The 19,930-nt window shown below is 54.3% G+C and carries 17 protein-coding genes; 6 read left to right on the forward strand and 11 right to left on the reverse strand.

What is annotated here, in order from left to right:
- Positions 1–4: 4 nt before the first annotated feature.
- From B2344_RS00610 to B2344_RS00635, 6 genes are all read left to right on the forward strand, one after another.
- On the forward strand, positions 5–793 hold the full coding sequence (locus tag B2344_RS00610; protein WP_290484439.1) for a phosphonate ABC transporter ATP-binding protein: 789 nt from the start codon (positions 5–7) through the stop codon (positions 791–793).
- Between the two features lie 121 nt (positions 794–914).
- Positions 915–1,808: a phosphonate ABC transporter, permease protein PhnE gene (gene phnE / locus B2344_RS00615; RefSeq protein ID WP_290484440.1), complete on the forward strand. Its 894-nt coding sequence runs from the start codon at positions 915–917 to the stop codon at positions 1,806–1,808.
- 320 nt (positions 1,809–2,128) lie between these two features.
- Positions 2,129–2,728 carry an ANTAR domain-containing response regulator gene (locus B2344_RS00620; RefSeq protein ID WP_206990933.1) on the forward strand — a complete coding sequence of 200 codons (600 nt, stop codon included), beginning with the start codon at positions 2,129–2,131 and terminating at the stop codon, positions 2,726–2,728.
- A gap of 356 nt (positions 2,729–3,084) precedes the next feature.
- Positions 3,085–5,706: a TonB-dependent receptor plug domain-containing protein gene (locus B2344_RS00625; protein ID WP_206990934.1), complete on the forward strand. Its 2,622-nt coding sequence runs from the start codon at positions 3,085–3,087 to the stop codon at positions 5,704–5,706.
- A 136-nt stretch (positions 5,707–5,842) separates the two neighbouring features.
- Positions 5,843–6,655 carry a sulfite exporter TauE/SafE family protein gene (locus B2344_RS00630; RefSeq protein ID WP_242517345.1) on the forward strand — a complete coding sequence of 271 codons (813 nt, stop codon included), beginning with the start codon at positions 5,843–5,845 and terminating at the stop codon, positions 6,653–6,655.
- A 59-nt stretch (positions 6,656–6,714) separates the two neighbouring features.
- The gene (locus B2344_RS00635) at positions 6,715–7,860 is read left to right on the forward strand and encodes a pyridoxal phosphate-dependent aminotransferase (RefSeq protein WP_290484441.1); all 1,146 of its coding nucleotides are present in this window, start codon (positions 6,715–6,717) and stop codon (positions 7,858–7,860) included.
- A 168-nt stretch (positions 7,861–8,028) separates the two neighbouring features.
- On the opposite strand, the gene B2344_RS00640 is transcribed toward B2344_RS00635, so the two are convergent.
- The 11 genes from B2344_RS00640 to B2344_RS00690 form a co-directional block, all read right to left on the reverse strand.
- Positions 8,029–8,910 carry a TauD/TfdA dioxygenase family protein gene (locus tag B2344_RS00640; RefSeq protein WP_290484442.1) on the reverse strand — a complete coding sequence of 294 codons (882 nt, stop codon included), beginning with the start codon at positions 8,908–8,910 and terminating at the stop codon, positions 8,029–8,031.
- Between the two features lie 38 nt (positions 8,911–8,948).
- The gene (locus B2344_RS00645) at positions 8,949–11,195 is read right to left on the reverse strand and encodes a TonB-dependent receptor (RefSeq protein WP_290484443.1); all 2,247 of its coding nucleotides are present in this window, start codon (positions 11,193–11,195) and stop codon (positions 8,949–8,951) included.
- Between the two features lie 263 nt (positions 11,196–11,458).
- On the reverse strand, positions 11,459–12,694 hold the full coding sequence (locus tag B2344_RS00650; protein ID WP_256434929.1) for a CynX/NimT family MFS transporter: 1,236 nt from the start codon (positions 12,692–12,694) through the stop codon (positions 11,459–11,461).
- Positions 12,695–12,860: 166 nt separating this feature from the next.
- Positions 12,861–13,451: a cysteine hydrolase family protein gene (locus tag B2344_RS00655; protein ID WP_290484444.1), complete on the reverse strand. Its 591-nt coding sequence runs from the start codon at positions 13,449–13,451 to the stop codon at positions 12,861–12,863.
- Between the two features lie 87 nt (positions 13,452–13,538).
- Entirely contained in the window at positions 13,539–14,657 is a 1,119-nt protein-coding gene (locus B2344_RS00660; protein WP_290482923.1) for an LLM class flavin-dependent oxidoreductase, read from the reverse strand.
- Between the two features lie 106 nt (positions 14,658–14,763).
- Positions 14,764–15,084 (reverse strand): 2Fe-2S iron-sulfur cluster-binding protein, encoded by a 321-nt coding sequence (locus B2344_RS00665; RefSeq protein ID WP_206990942.1) that lies wholly within the window; start codon positions 15,082–15,084, stop codon positions 14,764–14,766.
- Between the two features lie 56 nt (positions 15,085–15,140).
- Complete coding sequence (locus B2344_RS00670) at positions 15,141–16,220, reverse strand: TauD/TfdA family dioxygenase (RefSeq protein WP_290482922.1); 1,080 nt, start codon at positions 16,218–16,220, stop codon at positions 15,141–15,143.
- Between the two features lie 121 nt (positions 16,221–16,341).
- Positions 16,342–17,178 carry an oxidoreductase gene (locus tag B2344_RS00675; protein WP_290484445.1) on the reverse strand — a complete coding sequence of 279 codons (837 nt, stop codon included), beginning with the start codon at positions 17,176–17,178 and terminating at the stop codon, positions 16,342–16,344.
- Positions 17,175–18,104, reverse strand: a complete 930-nt coding sequence (locus B2344_RS00680) for a ribokinase (protein ID WP_290484446.1) — start codon at positions 18,102–18,104, stop codon at positions 17,175–17,177. Before B2344_RS00680 ends, B2344_RS00675 begins: the two co-directional genes overlap by 4 nt.
- Positions 18,101–19,396 carry an MFS transporter gene (locus B2344_RS00685; RefSeq protein WP_290484447.1) on the reverse strand — a complete coding sequence of 432 codons (1,296 nt, stop codon included), beginning with the start codon at positions 19,394–19,396 and terminating at the stop codon, positions 18,101–18,103. The genes B2344_RS00680 and B2344_RS00685 overlap by 4 nt, the downstream gene beginning before the upstream one ends.
- Positions 19,393–19,884 carry a VOC family protein gene (locus tag B2344_RS00690; protein WP_290482918.1) on the reverse strand — a complete coding sequence of 164 codons (492 nt, stop codon included), beginning with the start codon at positions 19,882–19,884 and terminating at the stop codon, positions 19,393–19,395. Before B2344_RS00690 ends, B2344_RS00685 begins: the two co-directional genes overlap by 4 nt.
- Between the last annotated feature and the right edge of the window lie 46 nt (positions 19,885–19,930).

The raw sequence follows: 19,930 nt of genomic DNA on the forward strand, positions 1-19,930 counted from the left end.
CAATATGACAGACCAACCCACTTCTGCGTCCACACTCCCGGCGCTGAAACTCTCCAACGTGTTCAAGTCGTACAAGGACGGTCCGAGAGTCCTCACTGATTTTTCGCTGGACCTCAGACCCGGTTGCTTTTGCGTTCTGCTTGGGTCATCGGGGTCAGGAAAGTCTACCTTGCTGAGGTGTATTGTTGGGCTGGCGCCTGTAGACTCCGGAGACATTCGGCTTCACGGGGTGCGCCTTACGAAAAAGCAACGACGTCACGTCGGAATGGTGCATCAGGATTTTGGCCTGACCGACAGACTGACGACAGCGCAAAATGTGATGTCAGGCAGCATTGCGGCGCTTTCCTGGTGGCGCGTCGCGCTTCAATTGTATCCCCACTTGATTCAAGAAAAAGCGTGCGCCCTGCTTTCGCGTGTCGGCTTGTTGGAAGATCATGCCAATCGGCGTACTGGCCAACTGTCTGGCGGCCAGAAACAACGCGTGGGCATCGCGCGCGCATTGATGTGCGATCCGAGTCTCATTCTCGCCGATGAACCCGTCGCCAGCCTTGATCCCAGATCGTCTGTGGATGTAATGGACCTACTGAAGAGCGCGGCTCAGGAACGTGATGCAGCTGTTCTCTGCTCGCTGCATCAAATCGATCTTGCTCGCGAATATGCGGACCGGATCATCGGTCTCAACAATGGCTCTATCGTTTTCGATGGACCACCAGCTGCTCTTACTAGCGACGCAGTTCAGGCTATCTTTGAAATCGACGATACTTCACCCACCCTGCGAAGGGAGGTCGCGTGAGATGACGGATGCTGAGCACGACTCGCTACCTCACATTTGGCATCTAAAACAGCCTTTCGGGTGGAAATCACTACTTGTATTGCTCCTCATAATCATTGCCTCGAGTATCTCCGCAGAGCGTATGCAATTGGATCGCATGGCCAGCCAGATTGGAGACTTTGCGCTTGAGGCGGTCGGTCTGCGCGAAAGTTCGCAAATCGGCCGGGGAATGGGGAGTGTGACCCGCGACATGTTCCCTATAGCCATCTCCGACCGTCGCCCCATTGACCTGATGGACGGACTGGATGAATCCAGATTGCCCTTCCTGGCGCACATGGAGACGGTGGAAGTCCAAACAACCGAGCTTGATCCGGATACATTGCAAATGACCACAAAAGTGTCCGAGCGGCAGTTTCTCGTCGAGCCAATTGGATACCTTCTCTTCGTGCTCGGCAAGATGGTTGAAACAATCGAAATTGCAATCTGGGCCAGCCTGATTGCCATACTGGTAAGCCTACCGCTGGCGTGGCTATGCGCCAGTAATTACTCGCCCCATCCCCTCATCTACGGCGTGGCACGATCACTCGTGTCCCTGCTTCGCTCAATTCCCGAACTGATCAGCGCACTGTTCCTCGTGCTTGCTTTTGGGTTCGGTCCGATTGCAGGTATATTGGCCCTGTCATTTCACAGCATAGGCTTTCTGGGAAAATTCTACGCCGAAGATATTGAAGCGGCGAACAAAAGCCCTCAACAGGCGCTCAAGGCCACCGGGGCCAGCGATTTCGCCATCCTCAGGATCGCCGTCCTCCCCCAAGTTCTGCCGAGCTATACTGGCCTCTCCCTCTACATTCTCGATCGAAACATACGCATGGCCACGGTGATCGGCCTTGTAGGCGCAGGGGGCATCGGACAGGAATTGAAAGGCCGGTTCGACATGTTCCAGTATGATCGCGTCGGCACCATGTTGCTGGTAATCTTTTTGACCGTAATGGCGCTCGACCTCATCTCCGCCCGCTTCCGAAAAAGGCTTGTCTGAGCCAGCTTCTCAAAAGGGAACCGAACTCTTCGGCGCAAGCGCGGGACAGCGCAGCATTCTCTGCGATTTGGCTGACCACGCGCTGGAGTTTGAGGGCAAGTCAGTTGACACTTTCCGCATCACACCGCGGGCCTGTGCGGTCATGCTTCTTAGATACACTGTATCAAAACGACTTCCTGAGGACATCAAACAACAGGCAGACTTGTCCTTTTCTTGCTCAAAGGCGCGGAAAATGCAGCTTTGATTGCTATTCAAACTAAGAGATTTGGAAAAACAGTCCCTTTCTATCATGTGAGATTAGGAGGGAGACTGTATTGAACATGCCGGACCGAGCCGATCTATCAGCACTGTCTGTGCTTGTCGTCGCCAACGCACAGGACGACGTCGCAAATATACTGGAGGGTTTACCAGAAAGCTTCACGATAAGATTGCTTGATGAATTCTCTTTCGTAAGCATAGCCACCGAGCTTGAAGGAATCAGAGCCGACCTGCTAATTCTTTCGTCAGAGTCAGCAGGCACCGAGCAGATATCGATCAGCGAGCGCCTGGCTGCATCAACTCAGCTTCCTATCCTCTGGTTCGTGAAGCGTGACGAAGAAAACCTTGCACCGCAGGCCATTCGGGGTGGGGTGACGTCATTCGTGGTAGATGGACTTAATGCTTCGCGAATAGGTCCCTTGATCACAATCGCCGTGGAACGCCACAAACTCGTGTCGACGCTACAGGGTGAATTGCAGAAATCCAAAGACAACCTCGCTGCGCGAAAGACTGTGGAACGCGCAAAAGGCCTTCTGATGCAAACCCGCGGCATGAGCGAGCAGGAAGCCTATCAGTCACTCCGATCCACGGCCATGCGCCAAGGAAAATCTCTGAAAAGCGTCTGCGATGCTGTGATCTCACTATCGGACTTGTTGCCTTGATGTGACGATGTCAGCCTGGCTGGCTTGAACCGACCTCACTGCTCGAAGTTTCACCTAAGCTGAGCGAGGGTGCGTGAAAATCTGGCAAATTGTATTCATTCATCATCACAGAATACGTTCCGCTACCCAGCTTTTTTTTGACCTGAAAAGATTTTTCCAAGCCCAAAGACGGGCTTCAGTTCTGAAGGCACAAGGGGGTGTCTTCTGCAGCAGATAGCTGTCCTGGCCCAAAGGCGGGCCTCTCGAAACCGACTCGATCACCAGTGCCTTTGCTGTGCCCTGGCATTCGATTTCCAGTCCGTCCTTAGGCGGTCAAATTGTATTCGTCGTGCGGCGAATAGAGGGGTCAATACACTATGAGAGCATCCAAACTACGAACACAACTACTGTCGTGTGCCTTCGCCACAGTCAGTCTTTCCATGATCACAGCCGCGCAAGCCCAAGAGGGAGAGACAGATGACGTCTCGGTTCAGGAAGCGGTCACGGTAACGGGGTCTCGCGGGAAACCTCGCTCCATCCAAGATTCGCCAGTGCCAATTGATGTTCTTGGTGAAGATGAACTCAATGCGGTTCCATTCACGGACACGAATGATGTTCTGAAAACACTCATTCCATCCTATTCTCTTTCTCGCCAGCCAATTTCTGATGGTAGCTCATTTGTTCGCCCTGCTGAGATGCGAGGCCTGCCGACCGACAAGACGCTTGTACTGGTAAACTCGAAACGGCGCCACCGCGCCGCACTCGTGACAATTGGCGGATCCGGAACTCAAGGCCCGGACGTGGCCACCATTCCGGCTTCTGCCCTCAAAAGCATCGAAGTCCTCCGGGATGGTGCCGCGGCGCAATACGGGTCGGATGCTATTGCTGGCGTCATTAACTTCCTGCTCAAGGATAATTCTGAAGGCGGTTCGGTCAGCGTCGACATCGGTCAGTATTATGAAGGTGACGGCTTCCAATACACGGTATCGGGCAATTACGGCTTCGATCTGGGCGGAAAGGGCTTCCTGAGCGTTTCCGGCGAAGTCAGCAAGGCGGACGCGACCAGTCGAAGCGAACAATATTGTGAGTCCTGGTTCTGTCTCGACCCGAGCAATCCGGACTTCGACCCCACAGCTGGTTACGCAGCCAGCCTGACGCCCGAGTTCATCGAAGGTGTCCCGTCTGCATCGCTGGGTGACTTCGGCGTCGTTCAACCCTGGGGCCAGCCCACCAGCGAAGCCTTTCGCCTATTCTACAACTCCGCGTACACGATCAACGACAATGCCGAACTTTACTCCTTCGGCAACTATTCCAGCAGTAAATCCGATGGCAGCTTCTTCTATCGCTATCCCGGCAACGGCACGATTGAAGACTTGCGACTCGAAGATGGATCGATTTATTCGCCGCTGGAGATTTTCCCGGGTGGTTTCACCCCGCGCTTCTTCGGTGATGTCACCGACTATTCATTTGTGGGTGGCTTGCGAGGCCTCTTTGCAGGGTTCGACTACGATCTGAGCGCGCGTTACGGACATAACGAAATCGAGTATACGCTGGCAAATACGATCAACCCGTCCATGGGCCCCGACACGCCAACCGTGTTCCGTCCTGGAGACCTGATCAACGAAGAGGCACAAATTCAGGCTGACTTCTCGAAGGAATTCGAAGTCGGGCTTGCGAGCCCGCTCCTGTTCGCAATGGGCCTTAGTTATCTGGACGAGTCCTATGAACTGGTCGAGGGTGACAAGGCGTCTTATGAAGATGGTCCGTTTGCTGGCGCAGACCCGTTTGGCTTCTGCGATTCCATGGCTCCGACTGCGGCCGGTGTGGCGGTCATGGCCGCAGGCTCCACGCTCGACTGCTCGGATCCGGATGACCCAGTCTACCAGGTCGTCGGTGTAGGATCGAATGGCTTTCCTGGCTATTCACCGGCCTTTTCAGAAGACTATACGCGGGACTCCCATTCGATCTATGCGGATCTGAGTGCGGATGTCACCGAGAAACTCTTCTTGCAAGGCGCTCTGCGTTACGAAAGCTACTCAGACTTTGATGCTGAAACCGTCTGGAAAATTGCCGGTCGTTACGAGATCAATGATATTCTGGCGCTTCGCAGTTCGATCGGCACCGGTTTCCGCGCGCCGACGCCGGGACAGCAGGGTACCACAAACGTCTCTACCCGACTGCCAAATGGCTTCCCGGTAGCGACTGGTCTCTTCCCGGCCAGTGGACCAGTGGCGCAGGCACTGGGAGCGACACCTCTCGAACCTGAGACATCCACAAACTACACACTCGGCATGACCTCGAACTTCGAGAACATGAGTTTGACAGTCGACTTCTACCAGATCGATCTGGCGGATCGAGTCAATGCAATCTCCACTCAGGACGTTTCAAGCGATCCGGCTTCAGGGACAGCGTATGACAACTATCTCGCGCTCGTCGCTGCCGGTGTCACCGGTGCTGAGTCGATTGGCGGTGTGTTCTATTTCACCAATGCTTTCGACACGACCACATCTGGCGTCGACATCGTGGCAACATACACCATGCCATGGGCGAATGGCCAAAACACAAGCTTCACTGGATCGGTCAACTATAACAAGACTGAATTCGACAGCGATGTGGACGCACTCTTCAATGACGAAAGCCAATTCGACTTCCTGAATGGCACACCCAACTGGCGGGGCGTGTTCACCGTACTCCATCAGGCTGGTCCGATCAGCCTCCTTGGTCGCGCCAACTATTATGGTGGATATGAAAATGCGGCCTCATCCACCCTCGCCGATATCCAGGAATGGGACGGAGAAATCCTGTTTGATTTCGAAGCATCCTATGAAATCGACGATGCTCTCACCCTCTCCGCTGGTGTCAGAAACGCATTCGACAACTATCCAGATGCGGGCGATGCGGCAATTGGCGAAACCTGCTGTGGACGGATCTATCGATCTGACTCCGTCGTCGACTGGCAAGGTGGCTACTACTACGTCAAGGCATCAGCGACGTTCTGATGTTCACCAACCGAGCCACCGTGCAAGTTGATTTGGAATTGGGGGGCGTTCCCGGACGCCCCCCACACCTTCTTCTTCATCAGAACTCATTCTTTTCAGAATTGGACCTTTAATGCTGGGACTTGAATACGATCCAATGCAATTGACACAGCTAATCAGCGTTTTGATGGTCGCTGGCTTGATCGCCGGCTTTGTCGCAGGATTGTTTGGGATTGGCGGCGGATTCGTCGTGGTACCTGCTTTGCTTCTGGTATTCAGTTTTTTCGGCGTAGATGGTGAAGTGCTGACACATGTGGCCATTGGCACTTCTCTGGCAACCATCATCGTAACCTCATCCCGATCCGTTCACGCCCACAACAAACGGGGTGCCGTCGACCTTCAGATAATAAGGGACTGGGCACCCTGGCTACTCGTGGGCGTCGTAGGGGGCATCATACTGGCCCAGTTCATGGATGGCAGATCCTTGAAGTGGGTTTTCTCGATTGGTGTTTTCCTGATGGGCTTGCACTTCATCATGCCCGTTCTGAAAGATGTAAAACTGTCTAACGAAATGCCCAAAGGGGTCGCTCTGGCCGGTCTTGCTTCCTTTCTCGGGGGATTTTCGGCTCTGTTGGGCATAGGTGGCGGAACGATTGCCATCCTTACCATGACCATGTGTGGCCGCCCCATACACCAGGCTGTTGGGACAGCCTCCGGGTTTGGCGTAATCATCGCAGTGCCCGGCGCAATCGGATTTGCGCTTCTGGGGTTGGGCGCCAGCCAGCTGCCCATTGGGTCTTTTGGATATGTGAACGTTCTCGCTGTCGTTGCCATCACGGCAATGTCGTTCATTACCGCGCCGCTCGGTGCGCGGGCTGCCCACGCACTGAACGGGCCTGCCTTGAAGCGGGTGTTCGGAGTATACTTGGTCGCAACCTCCGCGATCGTTCTATGGAATTCGTTCACCTGATTTCGGGTGACAAAGGATCAAACGCGTTGAGTAAAAAATGAATCAGGAAGGAAATGAAAATGGCATTTGACGTATCAAGACGGTTCTTGATGGCGGGTGGCCTCGCCACGGCGAGCCTTGCCGGTTGCGCAACCACAGCAGCCGAAACACAAGGCGCCTTTCCCGTAACTGCAACGCCGGATCCATATCTGCTGGGGCCTAAGGAAGGCGTGGCCCTGCTCTCCCGCAACGAGAATCCATACGGCCCCTCCAAAGCTGCATTGAAAATGGTAGAGTACGCTGCCAACAAGGGCGCGTACTACACATCACCTGAGGCCATTCAGATGCTTGCACAGCTCATCGCGGACAAGCATGGTGTTGCGCCTGAACAAGTCGTTCTGACCACCGGGTCGGGCGAGGTGCTCAGCGCTATCGCGATGATCTACGGCAAGACGGGCCCAATTGTCGCCCCCCGCCTTTTCTGGGACACGACCGCTTTGTACGCAGTCAACCAGGGCGTTGGCAGTATCGATCGGGTACCACTTGCAGCTGATATGAGCGTAGACCTCGCGGCGATCGAGACAAAAGTGACATCAGACACAGGCATCGTACAGCTGTGTAATCCAAACAATCCTACGGGTATGGTATCAGACGCGGCAACGCTGAAATCGGCCGTGAAGCGCATGGCTGCAAAAACCACCGTTCTGGTCGATGAAGCCTATATGGAGCTCGCCAATGATCCTGAAGGCAATACCTGTATCGGGCTGATCGATGAAGGCCACGATGTCATTGTGACACGCACCTTCTCGAAGATTTTTGGTATGGCTGGATTGCGCATGGGATATTCAATTTCATCCGCTGAAACGGCGGAGAAAATCAGAGGTGTCGTGATGTCATGGTCTCCCTGCACTTCTTATGCTGCCGCTATAGGCGCCTACCAGGATGAGGCGTTCATAGCCTATTCGAAACAGAAAATTGTTGAAGCTCGTGAGATGGTGAACATGACCATCGATACGCTCGGTCTTGAGCGGCTACCGTCCCAGACCAATTTCGTTTACTTCAAGTCTGGTAAAGAAGCGAATGATGTTCAGAAGGCGATGGCGGCAAAGCTCATATCCGTTCGCGGACAATACATGGACTATAATGAATGGACGCGAGTTTCGATGGGAAAGATCGAAGATGTAGAGCGGTTCTGCAAGGCTCTTCCAGAAGTGGTCGGCGCGTAGTTGGTGCGACTCGCTCACGTCAATCCACATCAGACAGACCCAGCATAGGAACCTGTTGGCCCCTGCTGGGTCTGGGCTGCATGGTGTGGACTGAGTCGCATTGAGCAGTTTCACGGTGGTTTTGACCGGTCTTCAAATTTCATTCGCACTACCGCGATGAGTCAGAGGTCAAACAGTTGAAGCAACTGTCTCCAGTTTTTGACTTTGAAGTGCGCCGCTGAATGGCTTGTCGCCGGCTATTGTCACCCTGTAGCCGGACCGAACCTCTGGAAAATAGTCCCACACCGCCAGATGCTGAACGGCACGATTGTCCCAGAAAGCGATCGAGTGTGGTTGCCACTGAAACCGCACCTGAAAGTTCGGGTTCTTGACATGGTCAAACAGAAACTTGAGAAGCGCGTCACTTTCCTCTGAAGGAATTCCCTCGATCCGGGTCGTGTAAGACGAATTGACGAAAATACACTTCTTTCCGGTGACAGGGTGGGTGCGGATAACCGGATGCGTCGCAACCGGGTACCTCTTATCATAGTCCTTGAACAGAGCATGATAAACCGGATTGGCATCATGTACCGCTTCAAGCCCATCGAGATAAGCCTTCATCCGATCAGACAGCGCATCATAGGCCTTGTACATGCTGGAGAACATTGTGTCTCCGCCCGTTTCCGGGATCGTATGCAAGTAGAGAATGCTTCCCAGCGGCGGCGCCTCATCAGCGCTCAGGTCAGAATGCCACCCTTCGCCGGCAACATATTTGGAATCCGCATCCGCATGAATGGCGACGATCTCCGGGTGCCCGTCAATCCCTGCAACGGCCGAATGGATAGCCAACGGTCCAAACAGCCGCCCCAGATCCTTATGGGCATCATGGCTGATGGGCTGATCCCGGAAAAATATCACCTGAAACCGGGCCAGCGCATCGCGTAGTTCATCAGCCTGAATCGGTGACAAGGGCTTCGTCAGGTCTATGCCCTCAAGTTCTGCGCCAAGATAGGGTGTCACCCGTTTGGCCGTAAAACTACTATAGTCCTTGTCACCGTCAAAGTCTGACACGTCAGTTACCTTTCGTTTCGATTAGCACAGTGTCTGGATCAGAATTCGAAGCCAAACGTAACGAGCAGCTGGCGCGGTGGCACATACTCATTACTAACCGTTCCGCTGGAGTATGGATCCACAAACCGGCCAGACACCCCTTCTTCATCCGCGATGTTTGTCACAGAAGCAGAAACGTACCACGGACCCTCATTCGGCTTGTATTGGAAATAGGCATTCCAGAGGCTGTAGGAAGATACATCATCGGCTCCGTCCGTATTAAAGATACGAGCTTCGTATTCACCCACATACACATTCTCGATCCGAGACGTGAGCTCTCCATGATCGCCAATCGGCTGGAACCAAGCGGCATACAGATTATACGTCAAGTCAGCCAGATTTGGTGGCGTGTTGCCATTGACTTGCACCGCAGCGGATTGGCGCGCCAGGAACCAATCGAAGGTCCAAGGATAAATCGTACCGGTCGCCTCGGCCGACGCAGCAGCGATATCCGCCAAACGACGATCCAACGCTTCGTAGTCCGCTGTAACTTCGCCGTCCAGCAAAGCCATATTACCGCCAAGCATCAGCTGGTCATCAAATGCCAGATAGCTACCTTCGAGTTCCAGACCATAAGTCTCCGCTTCAGGAATATTCCCGATGCCACCTGAATAGGGGATCGGATCCTCTTCAATGAACTGCATGTTTTCATACTGGTTGAAGAAGATGGAAGCGTTCAGTGTCGCGCGCCCATCCAGGAAAGTATTCTTCGAACCGAACTCAATCGCCTCGACGACTTCCTCATTATAGGTCGTTGACACGGTCAGTGCACCAGAGGAGCCTCCGTTCAGGCCGCCCGGTTTGTACCCTCGCGACCAGCTCGCATACAGCATGGAGTCTTCGGAAAGATCATAGTCCAGCCCGACTTTCCCAGTCCAAGTCTGGGTATCGAAAGAGCTCTGAGTGGGAGTTGAGTAATAGGAAGCGCCTTCGCCCTCATATTTATCATCATTGTAGCGAGCGCCGATGGTGGCGTTCAGATTTGTCATGATTGGCACCGTCGCCTGAAAGAATGGGGCGATGGATTCCCGGTTCACCGAGGAGATGTTTTCATAAGCCAGATTACCCGGGATTGCCGATTGAGGCGTATCCTTCGGAAGTACAGGTAGAGGCGGAATGGAGGTGACCCCCAACTCACGATACTCGACCACGTATTGAGCGGAATCTGTGTTGGAGTAAAAAACACCCGCGATCCAGTCAATTGGGGCCTCCGGCAGTGAGCTGATCGTCAACTCTTCCATGAAGGTCTCGGCATCTGTCGCCCAAGTCGCAACATGGTCATATCCACCATATGTCGCAATATCCAACCGATCAGCATCGAATGACTGATCGTGCGTCAGATCTTGATAGCTTGTCACCGACTTGAGTGTCGCGAACGGCAGTTCATAAGCAACGTTCAACGTCGCCAACTCTGAACGCAGTTTGAACTTGGCGGGGAAGTCCTGTGTTAGCTCTCGAATGTCGGGGTTTGGATCCTCGAGATTCTTCAAGGCACCACCATTATGCTTGTCATTGTAGAGCGTATAGGAAAGCGTCGTGGACAGCTTGTCTGTCGGCTCCCAAAGCCCCGCGATGCGATAGTGCTCATTGTCGGCATCATCGAGCTCATATCCGCCATCTACACTGGTGGCAGTCGCATAGCCATCATGGGACGTTTGCTGAATGGAGCCACGAATAGCTGCCGTTTCACCTATGGGGACGTTGTAAGACGCAAACCCTTGAACGTAATTGTAGTCGCCGAGCGTTGCCTTGAAGGTGCCCTTGTACTCATCAAGGGTTGGCTGCTTGGTGATAATGTTGATTGATCCGCCCGTTGAGCTTTGCCCGAACACAGTGCCTTGCGGACCTCTCAGAACCTCAATGCGGTCAACGTCGAAAAAGCCCATATTCAACGCGATTGAATTCGGCAGGAACGCACCATCTACGTGAAAGGAGACGCCCGGAATAGTTGCAAAGTTTTCTGGCGTCTGCTGACCCACTCCCCGGATTGTCACGATGCGCTCGGACCCACCACTCTTGGTGATCATCAAGCCAGGCACATAGCCATTCAATTGGCTGGGGTCCGTAATGCCAGCCTGGTCAAGAATATCACTCGTGATCGCGCTCAATGCGATTGGCGCATCCTGGAGAGTAGTTTCGCGCTTTTCTCCGTAAACGGTAATTTGGTTCATATTGCGAACCGAATCGTCATCACCAGCAGCATCGTCCGCAAACGCGCTTCCACCCTGAATAAGGGCCAAACTCATTGCCGCACATGCGACGCTATACTTCAAAATGATTTTTTTGTTCCGACCCATGACATTATCCCTCAAGCTGCAGAAATCACAGAATTTGCGATACCCTACGCTATGTCCGGGTTTTGGGTCTGACTTGATTTCCAGCGCCAAAATAATTGAAAACTCTTTAAAATTGGCACTTAACACCTATTCTCTACACCCACAAACACAGCCCACCACCTCGCTGGACAGGCCGTGCAAAATGATCGAACAATGGTTATTCTTGCCGCATTCTAAACCGGTCGAGTGAACGCCTGAGAAGGCTTCAACATTCCAGGGTCGCGAAGAACCTGTATAATCAAAGCCAGCACACCAAGGGCCACCGCGAACGCAAAGAAGACGGGCGCGAACGAGCCGATTTTGTCAGCTGCCATTCCAGCTGCCAACGGGCCAAAGGCAGCAATAGACGAAATCTGGTGAGCCGCGCCTAGCAATTGTGCACCAATTACCCGCCCAAAGCAGTCCACAAGCAGAACCATGGTTGCGACAACGGTGATACCCCAGCCAGCGCCAAACATTAGTGATGACACCAGAACAAGGGCCGGGTTGGTCGCGACAGCAAACATGACGACCCCGACAGCCTGCAGCGCCATACTCAATGCCAACATGTGGCGGGACGAGAACCGCTCACAGAGCGGACCTGCCAGTCCTTTGAACGCAAGCGATACGAACGCCATGAAGCTGAGCCCCAAGGCCCCGACAGCTGGAGACAGGCCAAGAAGCTTCAAGTGGCTCACAGCAATGGAATGCACCGTCGTAACGCAGGCGAGATTGAACGTGATGGCGGCCGCTATGATCAGAAACAGAGGCCGTCCGATAGCCACTCTCCAGGATGGAATAGCCCCGTCGACTTCCTTTGCATCGTTGGGCCCGCGCGAGTTGTCAGTCCTCGCCTCGCCCCCGGATACGTCTCGGCGCTCTGTGATGAATGCTCCACCAACAAGGATGAGAACGCCGCAGATGACAGCCAGCAGCATCCAATTGAAACGCCAATTGGTCCATTCCATCATGTAGTGGCTGAGGCTGGGACCCATAATGTCTCCAATTCCTCCCAGCATGAGATAGAGACCAATCATGCGGCCAGTATGCTCCGGAAACCATTCACCGATCAGCCAGACGGCCGTGACGTTCCCGGCCAGAGAAAATCCGGCACCCGCAAGGCACATTGCCGCGAAGAACATGCCAAGCCCCTGGCTGGCGCTGGCCAGCCCAAAACCCAAGGCGACGCAGAAAAAACCGAAACAGAAAGTCAGGCGCGCGCCGATCCGCTGCAACAGGATGGCTGGCAGGAAGCTGGTCAAACCCACGGCCAACCCCAGAATCGTGAAACTCAAACCAGCGGACGTGTAAGACCAACCGAGGTCATCCGCCATGACGAACAAAACGACCCCAAGAGAAGCAAATGTACTCGCATTCAAGACAAAAAAACCGGCAACGACAACCGCAAAAATTATCCATTTTCGATACATGCCCGCTTCCCTTCAAAAAGGTGCGAGACGTCGATCAGATACGGCCTGATGCCGGACGTCCACCACGACCATACAATCGCACATGTTGGCGGCGCATTATTGACGGCATGCGAACTGATTTTTTAATCTTCGAGCAGAATGCAAAGTTGTCTCAGCAGCTGCTTTGTCAGGCCTCGTCCGAAATACCGCTCCAAGCAGAAAGAACCGACTTAGTATCTGCCAGCAAAGCGCAGTTCTTTTCGAGCGCCAACAACCCCCCGGCGTGCAGCGCATCTTCATAAGCCGCGCATGCATCAGACACCACTATCACGTTGAAATTTCGATGGAACGCCGATCGCGCGGTCTGGTCTACGCAGCAATCAGTCGTCACGCCCGCGACCAATACTGTGTCGATTTCACGTGCGCGCAATTGCTCCTCCAGATCCGTTCCATGGAAGCCATCAAACAAGACTTTCTCAATCTCGATGTCTCCGTCCTCCGGGAACAGTCGATAATAGTCGGAACCTGGCTCGTCTGCACGGCAGATAGCATGCTGGCCAGGACGTCCGCGCCGGGCATATAGATTCTTAAGGGCGGAGGAATCTGTTTCCTCCCGCGTAACCACTCGGACGAAAGCTACAGCTGCTCCTTGCACCTTGGCTACAGCACGCAATGTTTCCATCTTGTCGATGGCAGAGTTGATACCGGACATATCAACGCCCGCCATTCCGATCACGCCATCCGGCGATACGAAGTCAACCTGCACATCAATCAGCAAAAGAGCTGTTCGCGCTGGCGCAATGATCCCCTTCAAGAGGGATGGATCGACATGCGGAAGCGCATCAACAGAAAGCGACGACGTCATCTACGCGGCCCCGGCAAGCGCAGGAAACTTCGCCCGCAATTTCGGCATAACGTGTTCAGCAAACAGAGGCATGGCAGAAACATAGTCCGGGAAGATCAGCATGAGCCCATCAATTCCCGAAACTTCCAGCAACTCACCGATTTTCTGGATAACAGTGTCTGGTGAGCCAGCCACATGAGGTGCCATAAAGGATGAGCGTGCCTTTTTCACGAAAGCATTCTCCTCGCCAATCTCTGCGTCGAGAAAGCCGTAAGCACGCATCATTCCGCGTAAGGCTTCTTCATCCAAGCCTTCCCGGTAATGCAGGGCGGTCGCCTCGGCTTCCGCGTCGGTCTCGCACAGCACGATAGTCTGCATGGCATATGTGCGGATGTAACGCCCCATATCAGCCGCTATGCCCTTTACCTTGTTACTCGACTGCGCCAGCTTTTCAGGTACATCGCCGGAGAGAAAAATGGCGTCCATTTCATTGGCGCTGAAGCGCATGCCCACTTCCGACGAACCGGCACAAACCAAGAAAGGCTTGGTCGATGGTTTGGGGTTGGACACACAGTCCTCCAATTGAAAATAATCCCCCTGCATCGTCACCGATGGCTGGGTCCAAAGGGCCTTGATCGCCTGAATCCATTCCTTGGCGAGATCGTACCGGGCGTCGTGATCGACACCTTCCGGCCACATACCCATCTGCGAGAACTCGCCCTTGTAGGCACCGGTCACAACATTCAGGCCGGCTCGGCCTTTGGTGACCTGGTCCAACGTTGCAATCATCTTGGCCACGGTGCCCGGATTCTGAAGAATGGTATGAACCGTCGTCCAGACCTTTACCCGCTCAGTCACCTCCGCGAGTGCAGCCATTGTCACGGTCGCATCAAGCGTCGAATTCCAGTGCTCGGTTTCACCGCCATAGCCGCGATACTTTGCCATAGACATGATGAAATCATATCCATGCTTCTCGGCAAGAACCGCCACCTGACGATTGTAGGCATACGACCCATCAAGCTCTGGCTTGTTCTTCGACAAAATCCATCCGCCATTCGCAATTGGCATAAAGATGCCAAGATCCTTGCCTCCAACGTCGGACGGCAGATCGAATTTTGTTGGCACCAGTTGCTGAGACATGCTTCACTTCCCTCATTTCCTGACTGGAATATCACCCGACATTTACCCAGCATTCTTGACTATTCGCGCCTCAACTATTGATCGGCTCGCTTCAGAGCGCATTTGCTCAATCTTCTTCCGGCGCCACTTCCACTCGCAAACCTGCCAAGGCCTCGGTGATGATGATCTGGCAAGATAGCCGCGATTGCGGGCGTGCATTATCTGAAAAGTCCAGCAATTCGCGCTCGGATTCCGAGGCGGCTCCGGCAAGCTCGCTAAATTCTTCCGCCACATACACGTGACAGGTCGCGCACGCGCATGCTCCTCCGCAAATCGCAGCAATGTCCTCTACGCCCGAATTGGTGATGGCTTCCATCACACTATGTCCAGCGGTTGCGTCGATGATCGCTTCTTCTCCGGATCTTTTGACGATGCGTAGTTGCGGCATTCAGGTCATCCTCTGTTTTTAACGGCTACGCGCGGCGTTCCGATTGCTCGGATACCTCAGGATATCATTCGTGGAACAGCGGCGTCCGCAATCTTGAATTTCCCCGCATTGTCATCGTCTGCACCCTCGCGCGGCTTTTCGCGAACCTGGACAACTCCATTCTTTCCAAATCCTTCGACGACAGGTCGTCCTGCATCCCGGCTCAGCCAGAGCCGCAAAAGGTGACGCTTGCGTTGTGGTTCCGGGAAATCGAAAAATTCGGTTCGAGAATGCAAAGCGCCATAGTTGGAGAGCCACTGAATATCACCGGGGCGGAAATCCATCTCGATGGCCATGCCAGGTTCATATGTGATCTCGTCAAACAGCTCCAGCACCTCTTTCTGCGCGTCGCTCAACTGTGGGACGCCGGGATAATCCTGAGCCGTCAGAATGTACAACGAGCCCGCATACATGCTGAACACGCCTTCTTCGATGCTGATGATCGGCGAGGTATAAGTGTTCGCTGGCGCATTGTGGTCTTGCCGGCGCCAGTCCCAGTGGAATGGCTCAAGCAGAAGCGGCGCCAGGTCCGGCCGGCGTCGCAAGATCTCATTATAAATTTCGGCGCCCGAAACGAGGCAGGATGCCCCCCCGGCTTTTGCAGGCCTCAAGCACATCAGGGCCACGACATCCGAGCTGTCGGAGTGGAAGACCAGCTTGTCACGAACCTTGGACGACAGCGCGGTTGGGTCATCCATCGTCTTGTCGGAGGTTGCATAAATGTGATCCAGCAGGTCGCCCATCTCGTTCTGTCGGATCGGATCACCCATATGCAGGCCGAGAATGTAATAGATCGCAGATGAAAGTGCGTCCGAGTAGAGATATGTTCTCAATCCACGAACGAGCACAAACCCGCGACCTGTATCTACATCACTTCCCCATTCCGCGATCGCGTCGGCACATGCTTTCAGCGGATATTCGGAGGCTTGAACGAACCGCAAGTCTGGGTCGTCTTCGACGAACTTTGCACCCAGATCCTCAAGCTCTGCGATCTGAACCGGAGACAAATGGTAGATCCAATCTTCGCCCGCCTTGATCTGGTCACCCCTCCACGCAGCGGCGCTGGTGACAGGCTCACATGTTTCCATCGTGCTCATGATGATCTCCAAATTCGGTTTACGGGGTTTTGCATCCTGGAGATGCTAGAATGAAAGAGTGAAGCGGTCTTGCCCGATGTCACACAAATTCTTTCCGACAGTAGTGAAGGCATCGGAATTCTCACATGCCGTCTGCAGAGACGGCCAAGCTGACATTTTTGAACGCTTCGATGCCGTCACTCAAATTCGCCAAGTGACCTATAGCGTACTTATAGGCATCACTCCCCAAGACGAGCAGCGTGGGTGGAACATCCATTTCTGTCATCTCGCATATGGCGTGCGCAATCTTCGTGGGGGAACTCGGTTCCTTTCCTTTGCCTTCCGTCAGAACTTCATGAGCCAAATGCGCCGTGCCATCATAGTCCGATATACTCGGCGGGGCCGAATCCAGCGATCCACCTGAAAAATCGGTGCGCATGCCACCCGGCGCCACATTGGTCACATGGATACCCAAGGGCTGGACCTCATCAGCGAGTGTCTGCCCAATACACTCCATCGCATATTTGCTGGCTCCATATATTCCAGTGCCCGCCCAGGGTGCCAGACCACTCACCGACGTGATGTTAATGATATGGCCGCTTCGATGTTGGCGCATGCCCGGCAGCACCGCCTGGATCATGGCAACCGCGCCGAGCACGTTGACCTCGAACAGGGCCTTGATCTTGTCCAGTGGCGTCTCCTCGATCGCACCGGTGAGCCCATAGCCCGCATTGTTCACGAGCACGTCGATTTGGCCAAAACGCTTCTCGACCTCGTTGATCGTTTCATGGATGTCGTCAAAGTGTGTGACGTCCAGAAAAATCGGCACGGCAAGTTGCGGATCAGTCTCCGCGAAGGTTTGCGCATCGCGTTCGGACCGCACTGTGCCGACAACCCGATCTCCGCGTTGCAGGACTGTCTCAGCCAGGTCTTTTCCCAAACCTTTTCCCACGCCTGTTATTAGCCAGGTTTTCATCATGATACCTCCGCTGCGGTCATTTCAAAAATCGCAAGCTCAACGTCTTCCAGACTTGGCATTGATGCAGCTGCGCCGTTCTTTTCCACAGACAAGGACGCTGCAACCGAGGCGAAGTAGATCGCTTGGTCAAGTTCAGCTCCCGTTGCCAATCGCGCACAGAGCGCGCCACAAAAGCAATCGCCCGACCCCGTTGTGTCGCGAACCTTCGTGAGGCGAGCCGGTGTGAAGTCGAGCCCATCCTGGGTGATAGCCAAAGCACCGGCAGCACCACAGGTGAGAACAATGACCTGGTTTTCGTGAGCAATAAGCTCTCTCGCAAGCATTGTAATATCCTCGACATCTTCTGGCAGGACCTCTCTTCCGGCGTAGAAGGCCAACTCGGATTCATTCAGGATAAGGATGTCTGTTAGCGGGAAAAGGGAATCCCGGGCTTCAGCCACGGCTGGGGCGGCGTTTAGTACTGTAATTGTTCCCCGGTCCCGGTGTGTCCGGAAAAAGTCTACGGTCGAAGCGATAGGCGTTTCCAGTTGGGCAAGCGCAACTCGGCTTGGCTCAACTGGCTCAGCCATTAGGCTTAAACGATCATTTGCGCCAGCATGTACGATGATGAGATTTTCGCCGGCCTGATCAACGCATACATAGGCGCGTCCACTCGCTTCACCGGCAATGACTTCTACGTCTGCAGGCGTCACCGCGTGTGCGGCCAATTGCGCAGTAAGCCATTCGCCATCCTCGTCGTTGCCCACACAGGCGCGAAACCTCAAATCGGCGCCCGTTCGGGCGGCGCTCACCGCTTGGTTGGCGCCCTTGCCGCCAAGATACCGCTCAGATTGTGTCGCGTGCACAGTTTCACCTGGTCGCGGAAGGTCATGCACTCGCAAAACTATGTCCAAATTCACGCTTCCAAGAATGTCGAGTTTGCTCATGACGCAGATGCCTCCAGTGATGCGGAGGGTCGCTGTATCTCAAACGCAGGCAGTAAAAGGATAAGCGCGGCCCCGATGGCCAACAGAACAGACAGCACCCACACCGACGCCTCGTAACTGCCCGTCACGTCGAATCCCACATCCATAAGGACTGGTGCACCACCCTGAAATATAATGACCACGGAGTAGTACACGCCGATGATCATACCGAAGGCTTTGAGACCAAAGTATCGAGACACAAAATAGGACAGACATCCGAACTCTGCGCCAAGCCCAACTCCCATCAAGGCCGCGCCGAAATATATCACAACCATGGACTGGCTATACTGAAAGCATAAAAGGCCCAATATCGCAGCCGCGAACATAGGTACCGCGACAATCGGCGTGTAAAATTTATCGAGCAAATACCCCGTCACCACCTGCCATCCCGCTGTGACCAGCGCGAAGATGCTGATTGCAAGTGTCGCCTGCTGGATAACGATACCTCGATCCATGAGCATCGGAACCACATGGGTGAAGATGGCAGTCATACAGCCCGCTCCGAGCGCGACTGCCGCCATCAAAATCCAGAATGTCCGAGTTGAAGTTGCCTCTGCGAGATTGACGCCGGGCAGAGGAGCCGCAGGGATGTCCGGCACATCAAGCTGTCGCTCGCGGAGCTTGATTTCCTCGACCCTCCCAGGCGCATCCCTCAGCAAGGCGAGAAGCGTTGGAAAGCCCAGGCAGAATACGATCAAACCGATGCCAATGTATGCGCCGCGCCACCCGAACTGGACCAGCATCAGACCAGCCGCGATGGGCATGAAAGTTGATCCGATGCCGTTGCCGAATCCCGCGGCTACGCCGAGCATCAGCCCCCGCTTCTCATCGAACCATTCGGATATGACTTTGGAATAGGCTGGTGTGGATGGGATTGCTCCAGCCGCTCCTACGATGGCGAACAACAAGTAGAATTGGACCACTGAACCATCGGCCAGAGCCAAACCCGCAATCGCCGGAGCGAAAAGCGCGTTTCCAACAAGAATAACTCGGCGAGATCCCCAACGATCCGACAGCCGACCAGCCAAGGGGTAGATGATAGCGGACATCACCGCAGTTAGAAGCAGCACGCCCGACACCACTGCCCGTGGCCATCCGAATTCTGTTGAAATAGGGATCAGGAACAGGCTGAAGACGGCACTGATGGCGGGAGTGGTGCTGACAATGTTGCCGACAGTTGCAGCTACAACCACTCCTGCCCGGCTAGCACCTTCCGGTTTCCCGGCCACATCCGCTCCCATCACTTCGGTCACTCGCTCGTATAGCCTTCCGGAATAACGGGATCGACGCCACCTTTCCTCCACAGGATGATTTCGTTCCCCCAAGGATCACGGAATGCGTCATTGAAACCATTAAACTCTTTCCAGTAATGGTTCCGCCACAGAACTTCCGCTCCATGCTCAACTGCGGCGGTCATGATCCTGTCGACAGAGTCGTCTTCGCTCACTAACACCCACAGGCGGGATGACCTCGCAAACGGAGACAAGGTGCGCGAATCCACGCCAGCGGGGTCAGGATTCGGGCGCAAGTTTGCGACATCCCCAATTCCGATATGCAGGTTCCCGATCTCACTGTCAGATCCGTCGGGGTTTTTGAAGTTCCCGCCTGGCACCATGCGGCAGAACTGGCCATCCATTCGAACATCGTCTTCCCAGCCCATGACAGCTGCATAGAATTTTCCGGCCTTGACCGGATCGTCAGACATGAGGTCGACGAAAATCAGAGTGTTCGGATAAGTCATATATAATCCCTATACTTACTTTCACGCGCCCTTTCGGGACGCCATC

Source organism: Hyphomonas sp. UBA3195, assembly GCF_002366485.1.
Classification (GTDB): domain Bacteria; phylum Pseudomonadota; class Alphaproteobacteria; order Caulobacterales; family Hyphomonadaceae; genus Hyphomonas.